General features: G+C 45.9%; 20 protein-coding genes. 4 read left to right on the plus strand and 16 right to left on the minus strand.

Annotated features, from left to right (window positions below; all coding sequences use genetic code 11):
- Positions 1–4 precede the first annotated feature (4 nt).
- The 10 genes from B5G10_RS11345 to B5G10_RS11395 all read right to left on the minus strand — a co-directional run bounded on the left by B5G10_RS11345 (position 5) and on the right by B5G10_RS11395 (position 9694).
- A complete protein-coding gene (locus B5G10_RS11345) occupies positions 5–4216 on the minus strand; it encodes a hypothetical protein (protein WP_087424847.1) in 4212 nt (1403 codons plus the stop codon).
- 211 nt (positions 4217–4427) lie between these two features.
- Entirely contained in the window at positions 4428–5003 is a 576-nt protein-coding gene (locus B5G10_RS11355) for a hypothetical protein (RefSeq protein ID WP_143241141.1), read from the minus strand.
- 97 nt (positions 5004–5100) lie between these two features.
- A complete protein-coding gene (locus B5G10_RS11360; protein WP_087424850.1) occupies positions 5101–5610 on the minus strand; it encodes a hypothetical protein in 510 nt (169 codons plus the stop codon).
- Between the two features lie 13 nt (positions 5611–5623).
- The gene (locus tag B5G10_RS11365) at positions 5624–6040 is read right to left on the minus strand and encodes a hypothetical protein (protein WP_087424851.1); all 417 of its coding nucleotides are present in this window, start codon (positions 6038–6040) and stop codon (positions 5624–5626) included.
- Complete coding sequence (locus B5G10_RS11370; RefSeq protein WP_087424852.1) at positions 6037–6519, minus strand: hypothetical protein; 483 nt, start codon at positions 6517–6519, stop codon at positions 6037–6039. The genes B5G10_RS11365 and B5G10_RS11370 overlap by 4 nt, the downstream gene beginning before the upstream one ends.
- The gene (locus tag B5G10_RS11375) at positions 6510–6902 is read right to left on the minus strand and encodes a hypothetical protein (protein WP_087424853.1); all 393 of its coding nucleotides are present in this window, start codon (positions 6900–6902) and stop codon (positions 6510–6512) included. The genes B5G10_RS11370 and B5G10_RS11375 overlap by 10 nt, the downstream gene beginning before the upstream one ends.
- Positions 6896–7207, minus strand: a complete 312-nt coding sequence (locus tag B5G10_RS11380) for a DUF6706 family protein (RefSeq protein ID WP_087424854.1) — start codon at positions 7205–7207, stop codon at positions 6896–6898. The genes B5G10_RS11375 and B5G10_RS11380 overlap by 7 nt, the downstream gene beginning before the upstream one ends.
- 50 nt (positions 7208–7257) lie before the next feature.
- The gene (locus tag B5G10_RS11385; RefSeq protein WP_087424855.1) at positions 7258–8364 is read right to left on the minus strand and encodes a major capsid protein; all 1107 of its coding nucleotides are present in this window, start codon (positions 8362–8364) and stop codon (positions 7258–7260) included.
- A 13-nt stretch (positions 8365–8377) separates the two neighbouring features.
- Positions 8378–8962, minus strand: coding sequence for a hypothetical protein (locus B5G10_RS11390; RefSeq protein ID WP_087424856.1), 585 nt, complete (start codon positions 8960–8962; stop codon positions 8378–8380).
- A gap of 18 nt (positions 8963–8980) precedes the next feature.
- Positions 8981–9694 carry a hypothetical protein gene (locus B5G10_RS11395; RefSeq protein ID WP_087424857.1) on the minus strand — a complete coding sequence of 238 codons (714 nt, stop codon included), beginning with the start codon at positions 9692–9694 and terminating at the stop codon, positions 8981–8983.
- A gap of 562 nt (positions 9695–10256) precedes the next feature.
- On the opposite strand from B5G10_RS11395, the gene B5G10_RS11400 reads away from it, so the two are divergent.
- The 4 genes from B5G10_RS11400 to B5G10_RS11415 all read left to right on the plus strand — a co-directional run bounded on the left by B5G10_RS11400 (position 10257) and on the right by B5G10_RS11415 (position 11955).
- Positions 10257–10805, plus strand: a complete 549-nt coding sequence (locus B5G10_RS11400; RefSeq protein WP_087424858.1) for a hypothetical protein — start codon at positions 10257–10259, stop codon at positions 10803–10805.
- Positions 10806–11160: 355 nt separating this feature from the next.
- Positions 11161–11382: a hypothetical protein gene (locus B5G10_RS11405; RefSeq protein ID WP_087424859.1), complete on the plus strand. Its 222-nt coding sequence runs from the start codon at positions 11161–11163 to the stop codon at positions 11380–11382.
- Complete coding sequence (locus tag B5G10_RS11410; RefSeq protein ID WP_087424860.1) at positions 11382–11699, plus strand: hypothetical protein; 318 nt, start codon at positions 11382–11384, stop codon at positions 11697–11699. Before B5G10_RS11405 ends, B5G10_RS11410 begins: the two co-directional genes overlap by 1 nt.
- Entirely contained in the window at positions 11689–11955 is a 267-nt protein-coding gene (locus B5G10_RS11415) for a hypothetical protein (protein WP_087424861.1), read from the plus strand. Before B5G10_RS11410 ends, B5G10_RS11415 begins: the two co-directional genes overlap by 11 nt.
- 31 nt (positions 11956–11986) lie before the next feature.
- On the opposite strand, the gene B5G10_RS11420 is transcribed toward B5G10_RS11415, so the two are convergent.
- From B5G10_RS11420 to B5G10_RS11445, 6 genes are all read right to left on the minus strand, one after another.
- Positions 11987–14257 carry a hypothetical protein gene (locus B5G10_RS11420; protein ID WP_087424862.1) on the minus strand — a complete coding sequence of 757 codons (2271 nt, stop codon included), beginning with the start codon at positions 14255–14257 and terminating at the stop codon, positions 11987–11989.
- A 121-nt stretch (positions 14258–14378) separates the two neighbouring features.
- A complete protein-coding gene (locus tag B5G10_RS11425; protein WP_087424863.1) occupies positions 14379–15866 on the minus strand; it encodes a phage portal protein in 1488 nt (495 codons plus the stop codon).
- A 16-nt stretch (positions 15867–15882) separates the two neighbouring features.
- Positions 15883–17340, minus strand: a complete 1458-nt coding sequence (gene terL, locus B5G10_RS11430; protein WP_087424864.1) for a phage terminase large subunit — start codon at positions 17338–17340, stop codon at positions 15883–15885.
- A 4-nt stretch (positions 17341–17344) separates the two neighbouring features.
- Positions 17345–17785 (minus strand): DUF5681 domain-containing protein, encoded by a 441-nt coding sequence (locus tag B5G10_RS11435; RefSeq protein ID WP_087424865.1) that lies wholly within the window; start codon positions 17783–17785, stop codon positions 17345–17347.
- Positions 17786–17793: 8 nt separating this feature from the next.
- Positions 17794–19227 (minus strand): DNA methyltransferase, encoded by a 1434-nt coding sequence (locus tag B5G10_RS11440; RefSeq protein ID WP_087424866.1) that lies wholly within the window; start codon positions 19225–19227, stop codon positions 17794–17796.
- 182 nt (positions 19228–19409) lie between these two features.
- Positions 19410–20159, minus strand: coding sequence for a hypothetical protein (locus B5G10_RS11445; RefSeq protein ID WP_087424867.1), 750 nt, complete (start codon positions 20157–20159; stop codon positions 19410–19412).
- Positions 20160–20522 lie beyond the last annotated feature (363 nt).

Below are 20522 nucleotides of genomic sequence, written 5' to 3' on the forward strand. Positions count from 1 at the left end.
CCTTTTAATAGTCTGTTATGCCCTGTGAGCGTAGTCCGTCATCGGTAGGCGTTGAAAGCCTGTTTATAATCCGTAGCAATCTTTCCGCTATCACGCTTATACCCCTATCCATACTTGCAAGGTAGGTAAGCTGTTGGCGTATGAGTGCTATGCTCGTTACTTGGTTCTGTCTTACCGCGTTTGTCTGTCCGGCTAACAGGTCTATGCTTTCTTGGTTCGCCGTAGCGTAAGCACCGCTTAGGGTTGTCGGGTCGCCAATATCTTCAGTTTGCTTGAATAGGTCTTTGTACATATCCATAGCCGCCGCAAAGTTTTGTCCTGCCGCTTGTATAGCTGCCTTGAAACGGTTCTGTTCCGCTTCTGTCAAACCGTCAAATGTGCCGTTACCTTCTTCGTCAAAACCCATGTCTTTTTGAAGCTGCTTTATAGCCCGTTGCAACGGTTCTTCCAAAAACTGCAACTCCAATGCTTTTTTGACTGCGTTTTTAAGCACGTCGTTAGCCACTTCGCCGAACGATTTCGCCGCGCTTTTCCCGTTCTCGAACGCTTCTACAAGCGCATCCGCTAATTGGTCGGAAAGTTCCGACGCGGAAGTCTGCGTAATGCTCTGCGTAATATCGGCTATGATGTCTTCAATCTGTCTTCCCAATTCCGCGTACTGCTCTCGCCATTCGTCTATCTTTCCGTTGTCTGTGTGCTTTTTACTCTGTTCGTCACTTATCATTCCGTTTATTTCGTCCTGCTGTTGGCGCAAATTCTCTATCATTGCGGTTTGGTTCTGATAGACCGTTTCGCCCAATGCGTTATCTACGGCGTGTTCCAATGCGTTGTAAGCATAACCCAATTTCGTTACGGCTTCCTGATGCCGCTTTATGGACTTTTCGGCTTTCCTATCCCGGAAGTTGAACAAATCGAAAGCGGAAGACAGCAAGCCGATAGAGCCTTGAATAATCCCCAACGGGTTGCCGGTGGCTATTCCTGTGGCTAATTGCCCTGCCCCTTGCATAATGCCGCTTATGTCGCCTAATATCGCTTGCGTTTCGTCGCTCATGGAAACGCCCATCTTTTTTATTCCGCTTACCACGCTGTCAAATGCTCCGGAAACAAAATCTATGCTGCTCCCGATTCCGCTAAACGTGTCTTTGAACGCTTCGCCTACACTCTTGGTTTCTCCGGTTTCCTTTTTAAGTGCGGCTTTCAACACGGCTAATTGTTCTTCTCCCTCAACTTCAAGCCCTACGGTAAGTTTTATGTTTTCAAGTTCCGCTATTTTCCGGCGCAACATGTCAATGTACGATGAGCCTTCTTTAAGAAGGTCGGCGTATGCCGTCTTTGCTGCACCGGCTAAAATCTCATCCGAACTGTTAATAGCCTCCGTATATTGTTGGTACTGCTGTTTCTTGGATTCCAATGACTGAACAAAAGGGTCGTCGCTATCCAACAGTTTTTCCGCGTTCATCGCTGCTCGAAGTTCCGCTAAGCTATTTTTCAACGCTAAGAACGGGTTACGGCTTTCCAACTCGTTACGCGCTTTCTCCAACTGTGTATTTATGGCTTGTAAGTCTGCCGGATTAAACTGCGTGGAAAAGGTTATCTTCTTGTTGTTGATGTCTTCAAGCAGTTTGTTTATTGTACTTGTACTTAACCGTGAAAGGTCGCTAAACAACTGATTCCAACTCTCCGTAGCCATAAGGCGTGAAGCTGCAAGTTTGCTTAGTTCCTCCTGCTCCTTAGCGTTTATCTGCGCAATCATGGATAAGTTTCCTTGCTTTTCCGCTTCGGCGCGTTGTTCCGAGTATTTCTGCAAAATTGCCGTCTGCTTCTCTTGGAAAGTCTGGTATTCTGTTAGCAGTTGGTCGTATTGCTCGCTTCCGCTCCGGCTCTCATACTCTTTACGTTTCTTCTCCAATGCGGCTAATGCGGCTTCGGCTACCTGCTTTTCTTGCTCGCTGGTGGCTTCCGCCGATGCCTTTTGCAATAGTTCACGTTTCCGGGCGTAGCTTTCTTCAAAGTCTAACTTCTCCTGCATATAGTTCGCGTATTCTTGAAGAAGTGCCTTTGTTTCTTCTTTCGCCTGTTGCTTGGCATCATCTTCGGCTACGTCCAAAATGTCGGCTTTGGCATTATCTACGTCCGAATTGTCGCCGCTAAGTTCTTCCCTCCGCCGTTCTATCAATGCTAATTGCTCGCTTACCGTTTGGCACATGGATAATTCCCTTTGTAGTTGTGCGTCAAAGTCTGAAATAACCGCTTCTTTGGTTGCGTTAGCTATTTCGTTGTTCAGCGTGGAAAGGTTCTTCAAGTCTGTTGCAGTTTGGTTTGTCTTGCTTGAAATCTTATCGCGTAGGTTCTCCAAATAATCGAGGTAGCTCGTACCTTCTTGAAGAAGCGCGGCAAATTCCGTATTTGCTGCTTTCCGTACCGTTTCGTCTGAACTTGTTACCCATTTTAGGTACTTTGAATACAACGCTTTCCGTTCGTTCAGTTGTTCGGCAAAAGGGTCTGTTTCCTTTTTACTTCCGCTGTTTCCGCTTTTATAGCTGATACGGTCTAATTCCTTCTGTTGTTCGGCTATTTGTTTGGCTATGTCCGCTCGTTCCGTGTCGGTAGCCGCTTTGTTATAAAGTTCCTGCAAGCGTCTAAGTTCCTTTTCCGCTTCTTCTACACTTCCGGCTACCACTTTCCCGGTTTGGTTTCCAATGGATGCCAATATCTCCTTTTCCTTTTGCGTGAAACTGATTTGTTGGTCTATAAGTTTGTTGTATGTGTCTTGTGTTTTTTGCAATTCTTCTTCCGCTTCTTTCCAATTACTGCTTTTTTCAATAACAACGCCTTTGCGCTGAACTCCGTAGCCGTCTGTATAAGTTCCTTTTTTTGAAACATACGCTTTGGGTGTCGTGTCTAACTTGTTCTGCGCTTCAATCACTTTCTTGTACTTCTCTACGGCGAGTTCGCTGGTCGCTGTGGCTTTTGCCCGGAGCATCATCGCTTCGACAAATTTTGCGCTATTGGTAACTAATAATTCTTCCGCTTCTTTTGCGTTGCGCACAGAGTAGCCTAAATCATCGAATTTATCTACGTTATCCTGTACCCACTTTTCACGCTCTTTCAATGACCCCGTAAGGCTTAACCATTCCGCCTGTAATGTCCGGTAAGCCGTAACCGGTTCTGCTGCGGCTTCCGCTACCTTGTTGTTAAATTCTTCTGCCTGTTTCTTTGCTTCCGCCTGTTTGCTCTGCATCCGGGAAATGGCTACAATTGCGGCGGTAATGGCGACGGAAAGCCCCAATGTAAGCGTAGCCATCAAAGCCGCAGCCGCCGTGTTGGAAATGTGCAACGCTGCCGCAAGGCGCACGTTTGCCGCCGTAAGCAAGTCTTTTGCCTTTGCTACGGTTACAAGCCTAAACGCGCTATCCTTATTCAGCATTTGTTCTACCTGTTGCAAGCCTATCGTTATGCTCATAAGGCTTTGGACTTTTAGCATAACCTTCTGCAAGTTCTCGTTTTCCCCTACGAAAAGGCTTACCGCTCCCTGTGCGGCTGCAAATCCGCCGGAAACGCCCGAAAGTCCGCTAATAAGTCCTTGCATCCCTCGTTGGTCGTGCGCTAATATGTTGGATTGGTCAGTAGCGTCTTTCCACGCCTTAGCCAAACGCGCGGCTTCTTCCTGCATCTGCCGGAACTCTTCCGTATTGCGCTTTCCTTCCGCTTCCATCTGTACCAACGCTTCCCGGCACTTTCGCAACTGTGTTTCCAATGACTGTTGCGCCCTTGCACTTTTTTCGGCTGCTTCACGCTGTTTGTTTAGCTCCTGTTCCTCTTTCATAAGCGCGTCGGCTTGCTTTTCCGCTTCGCTTATTACCTGTTGCCGCAAGTTTATTTCGCTTTTCAGCACGCTTTGTTGTGCTGTCAATGTGCGGTATTCCTCATCGCGCCCCTCCGTGAACGCTTTACCGGCTCTGCTACCCAATTCCTCATATTGTTTTTGCAGGTCTTTCAAAGCCGTTTTGTTTTCCTCAAATATGCGGTCTATTGTGGCAAATCCCGATTCTATCACGGCGGCGGTAGCTTCAAAGGCTTTATCTATGCCCTTGCCGTTCTTTACCGCATCCGTGCTGAACTTCTGAATAGCCCTTTTGCTTTCTTCAAGCACTTTCAGTAGTTCCCTGTTCGTTCCCGAAATGTCAAAAGACAAACCGCCGCCTTGTATGTTCATCTATTCAAGTTGTTTATTAGTTTCATAACTTCGTCCGCGTTGTCGTCCGTAAGCACTATTTCGGTATTTTTCCCCGTTGTGTCTTCGTCTTCAACTCCGGGCGCGTCTATCAACATTCTTTGCACCGTTCCCCACGCTATACCGTGCAGAAGGTAGTCCAACGTCCAGCCGAAGTGCGCACACACCGAGCCACGCCGTCCGTGTGGACTTTTTAACCCTGTTGCTCTATAAGATTTGTCATCGGGTCGCTTGTGCGTGTTGCGCTCATCAATCTTATAGAGTTTATAAAATCCCCTAAGTTGCTTACGTTGGTTATCAATATGGCAAGCGTAAGAAGCTGTGAGGGTGTTACCGTATGCTCAAACAAAGACGCAAGCCGGGATAGCCGCTTCTCGTTCGGTTTTCGCATGAAGTAGCCGCCTTTGTCCGTTACGTCGTAGTAGTCTTCGCCCAATACCGCTACGGCAACCATTTCGGCGAGCTTCTTGGCTTCCTTTGCCGCCAACTTCTTTGCTGCGCTCAAATAGTCCGCATCATTCAGCTTTGTTTCGTCTATGGTCATTTCAAGCCATAACGCGCTAAGTCTGTCAAGCGTGGAAAGCGTAGGTTCTGCAATCCGAAACACTTTCTTTTCCTTGACCGTTTCCCGTTTACGGAAAAAGCCCAATAGTCCGGGCTTGCGCTTGCGGTAGGTTACATCCACATCGAACGTAACGCCGCTGTTTATCATCTGCCTTAACTCGCTTTGCTCGCGTGTCAAGTTCTCCAACTTTTCGTTATTGTCCATGTTTCTTAAAATGAAGAAAGACCCGGAAACAAAGTAGCGGGTCTTTCCGGTTAGAACTCATATAATTCAATCGTCAAGAAAATTACCCCACCGATTGTTACGCTGACGCTGTAACCTTTCCTACTGCCATCTTTTTTAATCCGGTAGTATTAGGTTTGAGCACAGTACCGGTTACTTCAATAAGAAGCAATCCTTTTTTGCTGAACTCTCCGTTTATCTTGGAGGTAAGTTTCATACGCGGTATGTGGAACTTTAACCCTTTTCTCGGAAGTATGATAACTGATTCCTCTACGGAATTAACAACGTCCGGGTAACTCCAAACATCGGATGCTACATCACCACCAAACAACCGTTTTAGCGTGTCTAAATCCGGGTTCATTATGGAGAATGTGAAAGTAATCTTTCCTTGCTTCTCAATAGTTTCTACCGGATCGTCTTCTTCTTCCGCATAGAACTCGGTCGTTTCCGGGTCTTCCTGTGACATTTTACAAGTGTCTTCGTAGGTCAAGCCGAATACTTTGTAATCGGTTTCTATGAAATCCAACTTCGTAGGTTCGCCCGTCTTACCCAATATCTTGGAAAGTCCTAATGTTACTAATGTTGCCATTTTGTTATTGTGTTTAGTGAATGTTCCAACCTATACGCAAATTGCGGTAGTGTTGGTAAACCTTTTGTTCTTTAATCACTGTGTCGCTCTCTATCCAAAATTCGAGGTCTGCTATGTTCTGCGCTTCCAAATAGGCTACCACAGCGTCGCCTATCTTCCGTAATTGTTCCCGGTTCGCTTTGCGTTGCTCCTTTCCGCGTATCTTTACTTTCTTATCGGAAACGTAGATATTCACGTTGGAAGTTCCGCTTTGCGGCTTCTCGTGCGTAATCGAAATAGTGTTTATTACTATATCTTCGGTTTCGCTGTCGTCCGGGCGTTCGTCCTGTACGCACACAATACCGGAAATCGTAATCTTTTTCTGCTTTACTCCTTCCGTTATTATCTTGTACAGAATATCGTCGGTGTCTATGCTGCTGCAATTCTTCATCTGAAAGCGTTCTTTACGTTAGTTACTATGTCTGCTAACTCCCTTGCTATCTGCTTTTCGGCTTGTTTTTCGGCGGAAGTAAGAACGTCGCGCCCCTTGCTTTCGACGTGTACGGCGTAGTTCATACCTGCAACCACTACAAGCGTATAGCCTTCTGTGTGGGTATTGCCTACTTGCCGCGCTAATTTTAGCCCTTCACTCGCTCCGTTGTACTTGGCATCGTTCTTGGTTACTCTTGGCGGTACGGTTTCAAATGTGCTTTGCCTTATTTCTCTACCGTCCTTGAATACCACGTAACCGATAGAAGAACGCAAGTTACCGGTTTGGTCTTCCCAATCATTCGCGTGTGGTCGTCTAACAAGCGATACTGCTTCTTCTCCCACCCGGCAAAGGCTTTCTATTATCTGCCTTTCCACTTCTGCGAGAAAAGCGGCGAAAACGCCGTCTATGCTTCCTTTGAAATTCGCCGTCAAACCCATAGCCTGCAATGTAACCTCCCCTTATCGAACTTCAAGCATTCGCCGGAAATCCTAACCAATCCCGAAATTTTAGCTTCTTCCTTCTTCGCTTGGTCAAGCAACATAGAAGGTTCTACCGGTTCTTCCGTTACCGCTATTTCCACCCCTTCGGATATGCGCTCAACTCCTGCCGGAATTTGCACAAGCGAGGAAAACGTAACAAATTTGCCCCCTGCTTCTATCTGCGTACCTTTCCCGTTGGTTTCTTCCCGGCATCGGCTATGGAATGACCATTCGCCGTCGGGTGTGTTCCAACTCCCGTTTGCGTCCTGTATGGCTTCGCCGCCTGTGGTTCGCTTGTAGAGGTAGTGTGGGTATTGCCTGTTTACTACGTCCGTTACCATCTGTTACTTCTGTTTCTGACTTTTGGCGAAGTCACGGGCGTAATGCCCAATTCGCCGCAAGTCTGGTTATACCAAAACTTAATAGCTTCCCAATTCCACGAAAGGGAATAGCCGCCTTCGCTCACGTTGGCAAGCGGAATGATAGAGCCGAACTCGGCACAAAGGGCGCGTTTGGCGGTCGTGATATCTACTTCCGCTTCCGCGTCCGGGATTAATCCCTGTTGGTTTGTCAATATCAGTTCTACATCTCCACCTTCAACGCCGAAACGCGCCGCTGTACGGGAAAACCATTCTTTATACGTCATAAGCTAACCGGGTTAAGCCGGAAAGGGATGTTATCCCTCCCGGCTGTTAATTAGTGATTCCACGTCGAATTATCGGTACTCATCAGCCACGAACGCGAAGAAGAAAGCCACGCCGGGAAAGCGTTTGCAATGCCCATAGTAACTTCTTCCAAAGGTTCTTCGTTGGCAAACTTCTTGATAAGCGTGTGACCGTTCAAAGCCTTGATAGCTACCGAGCCTTGTACGTTCATGTCCGCCGGTTTCTTCCAATAAGTATTACCCAAAACCTTACTTTCGCTGAACATTACCACGTTCTCGGTAAACGGGTTGCCGCTGAACGGTCGGCTACCGTCGCCCAATTCGATAGTAATGTCTTGGTCGATAACTACCACCTGCAAGCCGCGCAAGTAGGACAGACCGCGTAAAGCGGTGTTCACTTGCTCAACGCTCGGTGTCTGCTGAATGCCCAAAGCGTTAGCGGCGAATGATGCGCAAATCTTCTGCACTTCTTCGCACTCGGTAAAGGTCGCGAACGTGTCAAGCGACATAAAGGCGAACTTCAAGTTATGCCCTTTCTTCTTAGCGGCTCTTACTACCGCCTTAAAGTCTTTGGTAATAGGCTTAGCCGAAGCCGAAGTAGCCCAATTCGCCGAGCCGGTTTGGAAGCCTACCTTTTGGTCTGCTGGTAATTGGTAATCTACGTCATATTCGCTAATAGCCGATACGTTGTTGGTGTTGGTAAGCGTAATCTTTCCCAAAGAGATAGACTGCAACGCCATCCACTCCAAACGCGCGGCTACGGCTGTCCAGCAAAAATTGGTATCTTCCGCCCATGCTTCAACCAACCGGCGTAAATCCGGGCTTTGTGAAGTCATGGCTACCATGATGTCGTACTCGTTCAGTTCTTCGTCGTTTTTGGTACGCTTTACCGCAATCTTGGGGATGTCGCCCTGTATGCGTGCAATGGCTTCGCGCGTCTTTTTGTCAATGGTCGCGCCACGAGCTACCAAATCGGCGGCAATCTTTAACCCTACCTGCGTTTCCAACGCTTTCCACGTCAAAGTATAGGTTTCCTTCAATGGGAAAAGCGTAGGGTAGTAGTAGGGCTTCAAGTCGTAAGTATTAACGACGGCTTGCATGTCCTTTTCTACAAGTCCGCGCATTAAAGTTCCTATCATAGCCTACTGCAAATTAAATTAAAACAATTCCGGTCAATGCGGCTTTAATATCGTCGCTCAATGCCGGGATAACACTCTCTTTGAACTGCCCGATAGTAACCGCTACTACGAGGTGGTTATCCAAATCCTTCACGTCGTAGCTGTCGCCTGTCAACGCTTTGGGGGCATACTTAAACGCGCTTTTTGTGTCTGCGCTTTGTGCGGCTGCTTGCACAAGCGCGTTACCCACTTCTGCGGCAACGCCGAGCGTCGTTTCCACCGTAATAGTGTCGTGGGTCGCTTCGGATGTGTCAATGGCGGTAATGGCGTATGCCTTTGCGCCTACTTTCAGCATCACGAAATCACCCTTTTTGAAGTGATGCCCTTTTTCTACCTTATAGGCTGTCGCGGTATTGTTAGCAGCTTCCGTAATTCTCGCCGTCTTGATGGCGTGGTAAAGCCCGGCTTCGTCTTTCCCTATTGCCGTACCTTCACGCAAAACAACTCCGGCGATAAGGTCTGCGGAACAAACGGTTACACCGTTCGGAATGTCCGCCAAATTGTGCGTACAAGCGTGTACTACACGCTCATCCTTCCTGCGGTCTATTCTCAAACCCATTTTCAAATCGTTTTTACGTTAAACTTCTTTCCCCGTAAGGGTCTTGTTCTCGGTCTGCGCCTTGATAAAGTCTGCTACGCCGCTACTAATCCCGTCCTTGTTCACGGCTCCAAAGATGGGCTTTTCGTGTCCTTGCAGTCCCTTATCCGCGTTTTCCTGCTGCAAAGCTGCGATGTCGCCTTGCGCTTCCTCCATGTAGCTGTTGAAGTCTTCTTCTTTGGCAAAGTTGTTCACGCGGTCAAAGTTGCGCAACATCATTTCCCGCTGTCTTCCCTCTACCTTAGCTTCGTCCAACTTGGCTACAAATAGTTTACGTCGCGAGTCTGCCACCTTATCGGCGTTAAGTGCGGTAATGCTTTCCTGCATGCCCTTCATTTTTTCTTCGATAAGTTTGCTAATCGCGTCAAGCGTCACCGCTCCGCCTGTGTCGGGTGGTGTCTGTTGTCCGCCCGGAGGTGTCTGCTTCCCCTTTTCCACGAAATCATACTTTTCTTTAAGGCTGCTTTCGTAGGTTTGGTTAGCCTTACTAATCTCCGCGTCGGCACTACGCCGCCACTCCGTTACAAATGCGCTAACTTTGTCGGCGGTAAGTTTATCTACGACTTGGTTAGCTTCTTCTTCGGTAGCTACTTGTAAGCCGATTGCGGCTGCCAAATGCTGTAACCCGTCTTTCCGCACGCCTTGAAACTTTGCTACAAGTAGTGCTAAGATTTTTTCTTGTAATTCGTTCATAAACTATTTTGCTTTAACTTTCTGCAAAAGTAAACGTATTAAAGTGATACATATTCAAGTATAGGGGTCAAACACTTCGCCAATACTTCCAATTCTGCGTTTTTACTCTTGTGCGCACGCGCGTTATAGCAACAACATCAACAATGAATATATTTATAGATACTGATATAGATATAAGGTTGTTTTTGCTTGAATTAGGTTGTTTCAGCTTGTTTTATCTTGTTTTGGGTTGTTTGCATTACTGTTTGTACGCTTTTTGATTGCACTCTGCCAATAATTCGTTATCTTTGTGGCGTTGTCGGGGAGAAATCCGGCAATGAAGGAGAAGCGTTAGGTTTTTTGTATTTGAAAATCGCCAAATTAACAAATAACGAAAATGAAACCTACTACGCGCTAATGTCGTATATCCTTATCCGATATACAGGCAAAGCGCGGCTATACGGTTTATTTTCGTTAGGCGTTTGGCGATGCCTCAAATACATAAACCTATATAGTCCGCGCTTTTTCTATGCGGTTAAATAACACTTACTTCGGGCGGTGGGTACAAAGGTATCAAAAATCAATGAAGAAACTAATAATTAGTGTCCTTGCTTGCATCTCTTTCTGCATTTCTGCTAATGCGCAAAAAATTAAAGTGAACGAAATCGATAAGTTTACAAAACAACGGATCATAGAAACCTCGTTTGAAAAAATAGTTTCCGATAAAAGCGTTTTAGGTTCTTCGGGTGGTAGGCTAATGAAAAATATATGGATAGCCTTCCGAAAAGTCAATGAAAACGAATATCTACGCCTAAAATGGTGTACAAACAACGTACTTGCTATGGATTCAAACGCAGATGTGATTTTTCTTGATGATAAAGGAAATACTTATACATTTCAAAATACGGATTTTACCGTATCCGGAAAAGGCGAGGGAACTGTTGGTGCTTTTGGTTCTGCCTTGTATGGGTTAAATATCTACTTAACCGGCGATTGCTCTGCTTTGGAAGGTAAAACTATAACAGATATGCGTATAAATACAACTGACGGTTATATAGATTTTGAACTAAATAAGAAAGCTACAAATACTATTTCTAAGACTTACAAAGTTTTCAAGGATGCCCAAAAATAGAAACACAAAAGACGAAATCGCCCGGAATATAGCAAATATCCGGGCGCGTCTTGCTATACATAAATTGAAGCTATCCGGTCTTGAACGGCAAACAAAGTGGCTCAATGAAAAGGAAGAAAAACACAAACACCAAAGCAATGTATCATCTTGATACGTTTGAGTATTTTTCGCTATTGCTAATTCTTTTTTGGTGTCAAATAGGGCTATTTAGTTATCTACGTTCCTATCACGCTGTTACCGATTGCTTACGTTTGCTTATATTATTCCCTTTGTTTATGTCTGGCTTAAAAAGTTATGGTTTTGTTTTATCCGTAGTAATCCGTACTTTTGTTGCTGAACAACAACTTATAATCGTATGGAAGCAGAAAATAAAATCACGCCGGAAGAAGCCTTCTTCAATTCAAAGGCGGAGTTAGAACAAAAAATAGTCGCACTACTGAAAGAGTTTGCCGGTACTAACGCCACTTCAATAACTTTCAAAGGGTGTGTAGATGTACAACCACTTTTCAGCGAAACTGGGCAAATCATGCAAACCCGTATTTCCCGTGTCGAAGTGGAAACCAAAATAGCGCAATAATGGATGAAGCAACCAAAGCACTAAGAAAAGGCAATAGGGCGTATAACTCCGCTCTTACGCTTGCGGCTGGCTTAGCTTTGAAGCAAGCCGTAAAAGATATGTTTGCCAAACCCTCGCCGATTGGAATTATAGGCATTCTTCTTTCCCGTGCTGAACACTCTAAGGGAAAGAAACGGCGTGAAGCGTTGGCAATGCTTGATAAATTTGTAACCGATAACTATCCACCCGTCAAAGGTGCGCCGCTTCCGTCGGCTGAACTTGAACAGGATAGTTATTGCAATGTTCGTTATACAAGAGGGAGGGATTATGAACTATAAAGACTTGAAAGGTAAAACCGTTTTTGACTTCTGCAATGATGCCGAAATTCTTGCGAAAGTAACCGGCTTTTCCGAGCCGTTGGAAAGTAAAGAATATATAGAAGGCTGTACGCCGGTAGTTCATGCTCAAATGCTGCAAAGTTTGGCTATTGAAACCAAAGACAATGAACTTTACAACGCCGCAAAAAAGTATGAGGATGAATGTTGGAAAGAGCTGCACCAACAATCACAAGAAACCGGACTTATAATTGACTAATTCGGAAAGGGGCTACTTGCCCCTTTTTCTTTTACTTCAAATATCCATTTATTCTTAGCCAATTTTCTACGGTAGTTTGACTATTTCCGCGTATAATCGAAAGCAACTTGTTTATTTCCGATTCCTTAATTTTCTTTCCGTCTAAGCGTTTTATTCCTCCGTTAATTAGACCATTCCTTAATCCTGTTTTTTGGTCGCTATACACTTCGTTAAACAAGTTACGTCGTACCGCTTCCAACACTTTATCAAAGTCAAGCCCCAAACGCTTAATAACAAAATCGTAGTTATTAACCATATTGTTATATCCTGTTGAATTGCGGTTGCTCATGAATTGCGGTTGCGGTGTTTCTTTGCATCCCAATACACGGTAGAACTCCGGCAAAGACTTTCGCGCTACAAACTCGTTAGCTAATTCCATAAATGCCCTTTGCGTATCTGTTAAATACATGTTCCCGTGTTTGTTCCTGTTGTGCGTAATCTCGTGCCAAAATGTAGCCATCGCGTCGGCTTCAAGTTCTGTAATCTCTGCTGATTTTCCTTGTCCTATTTTGCCTAACGCTGATTTAACCCGTGCAAGCCTATCCGTTGTTAGGTAGGTTCTTCCGTCCATCCATGTAGAGCCGTTATTACCTCTATGCGTTTCTACTCCTAATTTAAGGTCGCCGTTCTCAAACCACTTTTCGGCGAGCCCGTCGTTTATCTCTTTGAAAGTCTTATCTACCTGTGCTTCGGTGGTATAGTCTTTGAGTAATGCTTTATGCGGCTTATCTCCGTTTTTCGCTTCTTCCTCCTTAGCCTTTGCCAACTTCGCTAATGCGTCTTTTACGGCTTGTTTCAAACGGCTAATGCAATCAGCGTAATAGTTGGAGGTAGAGCTTCCGTTTTCGCACAGTATTTCTGTAAACTCCGCTTGTAGTTGCTCGTATCCGTTCAAATCGGAACTAATGACTTTGCCCAACTCGTTTTGCGCGTCATGCCACTTATCTAAATTCCCGTCCATGATGCTTTTGACCCTTTCTATTTCCGCTTCCAACGCTTCGCGGTTTCCTGCGGTTCTAAGTGCGTCAATGCCGGAAATATCGCCACCCAAAGAATATGCCCAGCGTTTAAGGTATCTTATTTCCCTGTCAAACTCCGTACACGGCTTTACCGTGTTCATGGTTTTTGTCGGTATTGCCGCGTTTAACCCTCCTTCAATCTTACCGCCTTTGAAGTTGTCACGAATGTAGTAGGGGATGGACTTCCAACCCTTAGCCCGTTCCTTTATGCTTTCTATGTATTCCCGAAACTTAACCGGCACGTCTGTAATAGTTCGCCGTGAAGGTAGGCTTTCATACTTGGCTTTCCTCACAATAGCTTTTAGCCTGTTCGCCCGGTCTTGGTTGTATTCGTCATAATCCGACAATATAGGCACAACGTAGCAACGGCATTGCGGATGCCACCCCGTAAACTTGAACGTCTTAGGATAATCGCCCCATAGTTCGTCGCAAATATCCACTAACGGAACTTTTTCGCCCTTGCTATTTGTTATTGTGTGGTTATTGCTCAGCATTACCCGGAAGCCTACAACAAAGTCTAACTTCTGCCACCTCAAAAACTCACTTTCCCTATATGCCATGTTTACTTCTGTACGAGCCAACCGTTGTGCGTTCTTAGCCGAAGAACGGTAAACGCCTTGTCCGGGATGGTATAGTTTAGCCGCTTTGCTCAAACGCAAGTTTCCGCCCTTATCACGCACACGCCTATAAAGCCTTCCGGGTTCTTGCAAATAGCCGCGCAAATCCCGGCTTAGTTCTTGTGCGCTTCTTCCTTCGCCTAATGCTACGTCTATGCCCAATTCCATAGCGTCCTTCAATTCTCCGGCATACTTCCACACCCTTTCACTTAGCCCCAATCCTTCCACCTTACGGCGTTGGAATGTACTAAGAGCATCGAGGTTTCGGCTTTGGTATTGCTCCACTTCTTCCCGTGTTAGCTTTACTGTCCGCAATATCGCACTAATAAAAGCGTCGTTCTTTTTGCAAGCTGCCAACCATTCCGTTTTTGTTCCGGTGGTAATGACTGCTTCTATTTTGCCAACAAGCCGGGTTAATATCCCTTGCGCCTGTTTTCTCGTTTTAGGGAACTTATCAAACGAAAACTCCGATTCGCTTCCGCCTAATTCCGTCCCTATACGTGCAAACTCATCGCAAGCCGTATTGTATAACCGCTCTATCTGTTTGGCGTAACGCTCGGTTGCCGCATAATGCTCTGCGTCAAATCCCCGAAGTTGGGTTATTATGCTGTTTTTGTTGTCGGGCATAGTTATTTTTCTAAGATTTGGCGTTTAAGCGTGTTTCGCTTCGTTGGTATAGGTTTGTACACAGCGGAGCGAAAACGCGCCCACAAACGCTCAATTTCGTATTAAAGTGATACATTTATAGCTACAAAGTCGGTTCTCCTTGATAATATGACTTCTCCCGGTCTTCTTCTGCCTGTATTGCGGCTTCCTCATCGTCCACGTTTTCAGCCCAGCCCAAACGCTGTATAGTAGCTTTCCGGCTCGCTATCTGCTTTTGCCCGTTTGCAGCTTGTAGGATGTTTATCTTGCTTAATTCGTCCTCAATAATGTACGGCGTAATCTTCGGCTCAACAATAAGACGGTTTGCGGCTTCTTTCCAATTTATGTTGGCTTGCCCCATGAACGCTTTAAGTACGTTTATACGGCGTTGAAGGTATTCGGAGAAAATCTCGGTTTTGTCCTGTACCTTCAAATGGGCATCCATAAAAAGAAGCTGCAACGCTATACCGCTTATCGCTCCCAATCCCTTAACCGTATCAAATGAAATGTCGGGTGTTTGGGTTATGGTATAAATCATTCTTAGTAGCGTATCTATTTCCAACTTTACGCTTTCGGGTGCGTTCGCCCATGAGAGGTATTGTGCGGTTGCCCCTTGCTCTCCCTCTATGATTGCTCCAGCTTCTCCTTTCCGGGCAAATCCTACTACCTTTCCCTGTACAAATATCTTGGGGCTTGCATGGTAGTCGTTCGTATCTGCAAAATTTGAAAGTAGCTTTTCCAAACGGTCTATAAGGCTTTGAACGTCTTCCCATTCTACCTGCGGCTGACTTGCGTATATTATTGGGATTTTGCCTATTGTAATGTCTTTCGGATATCCTTCAACCAATTTCCAATTACCGCCGTTGGTTGTTTCCAACCCCTCGCAACTCCATAAATAGTGTTTGTCCTTTGTGTATGTTTCAAAGTAGGTGCGCGTAATGAGGTCGCGGTCTTTCCGTGTGAACTCACGCGAAAAAGCTATAAGGTCGCGAGCTTCGTCGAAGTAGGGATAGAGCCTATCTCCAAACATCGGACTGAATACCGCAACCTTAAACTTGATGTTCTTTTTGAAGCCGTAAAGCTCGTGCGGCTCTGTTTCCACCGGATACCACAATTCGGCTACTTCGGTAGTGCTGTAAAGGCTTCGCGCTATGCGTCGGTTAAGCGTTTCTTCCTTAACGTCATAGAATACCCGGTTTACTGCCTGCAAAAGTGCCTTTTGCGCTTCGTCTTCCGGGTTCGCATTGTAAGTTACCGGGTTTCCGAAAGTGAACGCTACCGCACGTTTTACGATCAGCTTTTGTATTGCCAATGCTATACGCGCTACCGGTTCAATCCTAAAACCCTGTTCGGTGGTAAGTTCGACGTTTGGGTTAATTCTCTTGACTTCTCCGTATTCGTCGCTGTCCTTATCCACTACTACAAGTTTGTCCGGGCGTTTCCGCCTGTCGTTTACCTCATGCAGCTTCGGGTCATATTGTGCCGCATACTCCTTTGAGTTGGGTTCGGGTGTATTGCGCCCGTTTCTTAACTCGTTAATCACATTGGTAAGTTCGCTTCCGCTCTTTTCCAAAAGTTCTTCTATTGTCATAATTCTAAGTATTTAGTTATCGAAATATGCTACTTAATCTTTGCGGCTGCTCATTCCGTTTCTCTACCGTTCCCGTAAGCGCGTCCGGTGCGTCGTCATGGGCATTTTTACCGACTTTCATATATTGGGTTATGTCCTTGTAGAATTTGGGGTACAAATGCTCCCAACCCTTCGGGAAATATGTTAGGTTCTGCACTTCTGCGGAATGGTTGAAGATTCGTACATCCTTGTTCTCGGACTGATGAAACCACGTTACCGAAGTCTTGCGGTTGCCTAATAACCTGCATTGTGCTTCGACGTTCCGGGCAAATCCTCGCCCCCCGTTGTTGCTCTCTATTGTCGCCCTCTCTACCTCATGCTTGGATAACCTCCGCGCCGTTTCCGGTTCTGTCGTTTCCATCGGCTCTTGCGTATAATACACGTCAAGAATGAAGTTTCCTATTTCCGTTTCAAGGTATATGATGCAGCAAAGAAAGTCCGCGCCTGTGTCCGCAGTGTCTATGTAGGCTTTAACCGTATGCTTCCGGGTTACGGGTATGGTTTCGTATGTTTTGAAGCCGCGTTCATACATCAAGCCTGTAAGCGGCTTCGGGTTCTGCATATATTGCGTTTCAAATACCCATGAGTTTTTTTCTTTCAAGTCCTGCAACTCTTTTAGTGTGTGCTTGAACTCCCAAAGCGGCGTTTCCTTGCCGTTTTCGTCCGTTTCAATTACCGGAAGGCTTAGAACTTCCCATTCGTCCGGCTCTAAGCGTTGCAAATAGCCGCAAAGGTCGTCTTCATCCAAACGCTGCATGATGATTATAATCGGGGTCTTGCGGCTGTTTACGCGGTTGCGTATGGTCGTTTCAAACTTTTGGTTTACTTTGTCGCGTACTAACGCGCTTCTTGCGTCATCCGGTTTAATCGGGTCATCTATCACTATCGCGCCACCGAAGTCGCCGTTATCTATGCTGCTAAGTTCTTCCACTTCTGCGGCTAATTCTTCTTCGTCTTCCTTATCCACCAGACCCGCTCCGAAGCCTGTAACCTGTCCGGCTGAACTGACGGCGTAAAGTCCGCCCCCTTCCGTTGTAAACCATTTGCGCGTGTTTATGCTCGTTGGCATTGTGCCGGGAAACAAACGCCTGTAACTGCTTTCCCTTATAATTTCCTGCACGCCGCGCGAGTTATCCCGTGCCAAATCATCAGAATAGGACAAATGTATAAACTTGGCTTTGGGGTTTATTGCCAATCCCATAGCTATGAAGTTCTTTACCGCTAATTCTGTCTTTCCGTATCGTGGAGCAATGTTGATGATAAGGCGCGTAGATTCTCCGCGAAATACCCGGTCTAAGGCTTCCGCGATTTTAACATGGTGCTTGCCTACGACAAACTTACGTTTATACTTCTCTTTGAAGAAGTAGCGCGTAAAGTTTAGCGTACTTTGTAGCGTCCACGTCTTTATTACGTCAATATCCCTTATCTCATTCATGCCCTTAGTAATTCTCTTGCAAGTTCTTGAAAAGCTCCTGCGCTTCTTCTTTCGTGAGTGTCCTCGCCGGTATCAAGTCCGCGCCGTCTTTTCCTGTTACCTCCATCCGCTGCATCGGCTTTCCGTACTGACGTTCTCGCAATTTGTCAAGCGTCGTTGTCTTTCCGTTCTTCATGTCACTAAGCACGGCTATCGCAAGCCCTTTCGGGTACGCCGGTGCGCCGCTCCATTTTGCCAATACCTTCAAATCGTCTGCGGAAAGCGTCAGTATCGCGGCTTCCCATTCGTTTATCTCGGTTGCGCTAAGACAATAGAACTTCTTAGCCTTAGCTTTGCTTCCGAAAATCATAACGAGTTGTTCGGGAACACGGTTTTTCGGTCTTCCTTTCGGGTTGCCGCTTTGTCCGGGCTTGAATTTGTATTGCTCTATATCCTTAGCTGCCATTTGTGCTGTTATTTATCGTTTTCCGTGCTGTTCTTGCTTTCTTTGGCACAATTACCCAAATACTGCGCTTTCTCTCCTGTATATTCTTCCCAACGCTTTATAATCACGTCTATATAACACGGGTCTAATTCAACCATGTAGCAAACGCGCCCTAACTGCTCCGCTGCCATTAGCGTACTTCCGCTTCCCCCGAAAAGGTCTAACACGACTTCGCCCGGTCGGGTACTGTTCCGTATCAAACGCCCCATGAGTTTTAACGGCTTCATGGTCGGGTGGTCTTCGCTCCTTAGCGGTTTGTCTTCGTCTATTACGGTAGTCGGGATTGAGCCTTGAAGGAACTTTTTAAGCAAGTCTTTCATTTCCGCTTTTGTGAGCGCGTCTATATCGATGTCCTTTTCTTCGTACACCGTAAGCAAATCACGCCGTGCTATGAAGTAGTGCCCTGCACCGGGTTTCCAACCGTACAAACATGGTTCGTGCTTCCATTGGTAGTCCTGTCTTCCTAAAACCATGTTGTTTTTGTTCCAAATAAGTATCTGCTTTAAGTCCCAACCCACACGCTTTACTGCTATTTTGAAGTTTAAGCCTTCCGTTCCGGCGTGCCAAATATAGAACGCGCCGCCTTGCTTGAGGTGGTGGTTTGCGTTAGTGAAAGCTGCCGTTAGGAACTCTTGAAACTGTTCATCTCCCATCTTATCGTTGGCGATGTCTTTCTGTATTCTGTTGCCTTTGTCTGCTGCGTTTAACGCTTCATTCTTGCTTGAATAGTCCACGTTATAAGGTGGGTCGGTTAAAAGCAAATCTACTTTGCTGTCGCCTACCAACAGGCTAACCGTTTCTGCGTCCGTGCTGTCGCCGCAAATAAGCCGGTGTTTTCCCAAAGCGTAAATGTCGCCAAACTTAGCCTTTGCCTTTTTGGGTAAGTGTTCTTCTACGCTGAAATCATCTTCTTCGGCTTCTTCTTCCTCAACTGTCGCGTTATCCAATTCCGGCACGTCCACACCCCAATTAACAAGGTCGTTCGCATCCCACACGTTAGCCAATTCGTTCCAATCCCATTCCCCGAAGCCGCTATTATCCTTTATGACAATGGCGCGTAGTTTGTCAGTAGAAATGTTTTCGGGCAAAACCTTTACTATCGCTTCGACGTACCCCAATTCTTTAAGGGCGCGGAAACGCATATTACCTCCGATGATTATGTATTTCCCGTTATGCCTGTAAACAAGTATTTCCCGAAGTCCCAACATTTCCGGGTCTTCCTCAATGCTTCGCTTTAACAACTTAAATTTATCATCATTGATAAGTCGTGGGTTCTTAGGCACGCCGGGAATTTGCCCCTTATTCGGGTATATGTCCGCCAACGGCATAACTTGGCTTTGTACCATGTCTGCTACGTTCGCTTTCCTAACTTGCTTTGCTGTTGTTTGTCCTTTCTTATCCATTGAAAATCCAATTAAAGAGCCGCGCCGCTGTATGGGTGCGGCTCTGTGTTACTCACTTCTAAAATGGTGTGTCCATTGAAGGATTCCACGCAACGTAACCCCTTTGGCTCGCTGCGGTGCTTCGCCTTATCCGGCTACCGCCGCTTCTGCTTTCGCTTCCACTTGCCATAATGCCTCCTGCTTTAATCGTTAAACTTCTTTTTAATTAACTCTGCCCATAAGTCATTTCCGCGTACCGGCTTCTTTATGGTTGCGTACTTCTCGACAATCCGGCTTAAATGGTCATCGTAGAAGTCGTATAGTTCGGGATTTTCCTCTATCGTGAATTGCTCTATATTTCCGCTGCTGCGCAGGTTCGCGCTGCCATGTATTACAACCTTTCGCCCTCCCAATGTTTCAAACTGTGCCGTCTTTGTATGTATTGACGCTACCGATAATTGGAATTTGTTTCCGAAGTCAAGTTTTCGGTACATATAGGGGATAAGGCTTCTTATCTCGTTGCCCCAAAAGTACACACTTACTATTAGGTTCAGTTCATCTATATAGTTCCCTGCAAGCAAGTTGTATAAGCTATCTACGTTGTTTTGGTTAAGCGATAGCGTGCTTACGGTCATTTTCTTGCACTTGGCGTTGTTTCCCATAATAAACGCTTCTAAGAAATCGCCAAAAATGAAGCTGCCACTAACAAACACGTCGTAGCGTGCGCCGAAGTCCAACCGCAAATCTTTCGCCAACTTCACGGCGTTGTCATATAGAACGTACTCCGGCTTCAACTCGTACACTTTCGGCTTTATGTAGCGCGTTTCCTCGTTGTATTCGTCATTCAGTACGTCAAACAACGACAAATCCAAATCGGGCAGTTCTATGTTTCCGAAATCAACGCCGCTAATATGCAGGTCGGATTCTTCTTCGTTTACTTTCTTTCTTCTCATCGCTTCTGCTTTTAGGTTATTAAAAAAGGGCGTGGTTTGGTCGCCGCGCCCTTCCGCTTCGGCTGTCGCCGTTGCTATCAGCTATATGATGCTTTTGTAAAGCCTAAATAACACATGAAACAAATGCGTAAAAAAGCAATGTTATCAATGCTGAAAGTATAAGGAAGCAGACCGCACCGGCTACCGTATAACCCAAATCGGCAAACTCTACCGTTCCTTTCTTCGTAAAGTGGTCGTATGCTTCTTTCCCTGCACCGGCTACCACTGCTACCACAAAACCGATAATATAGCCGACCGATAATATAGCCGAAAATCATACTTACTACCGCGCAAATAATGAAACCTGCTATAAGGTGTTTCTTT

Source organism: Barnesiella sp. An55, from assembly GCF_002161555.1.
Classification (GTDB): Bacteria; Bacteroidota; Bacteroidia; order Bacteroidales; family Barnesiellaceae; genus Barnesiella; species Barnesiella merdipullorum.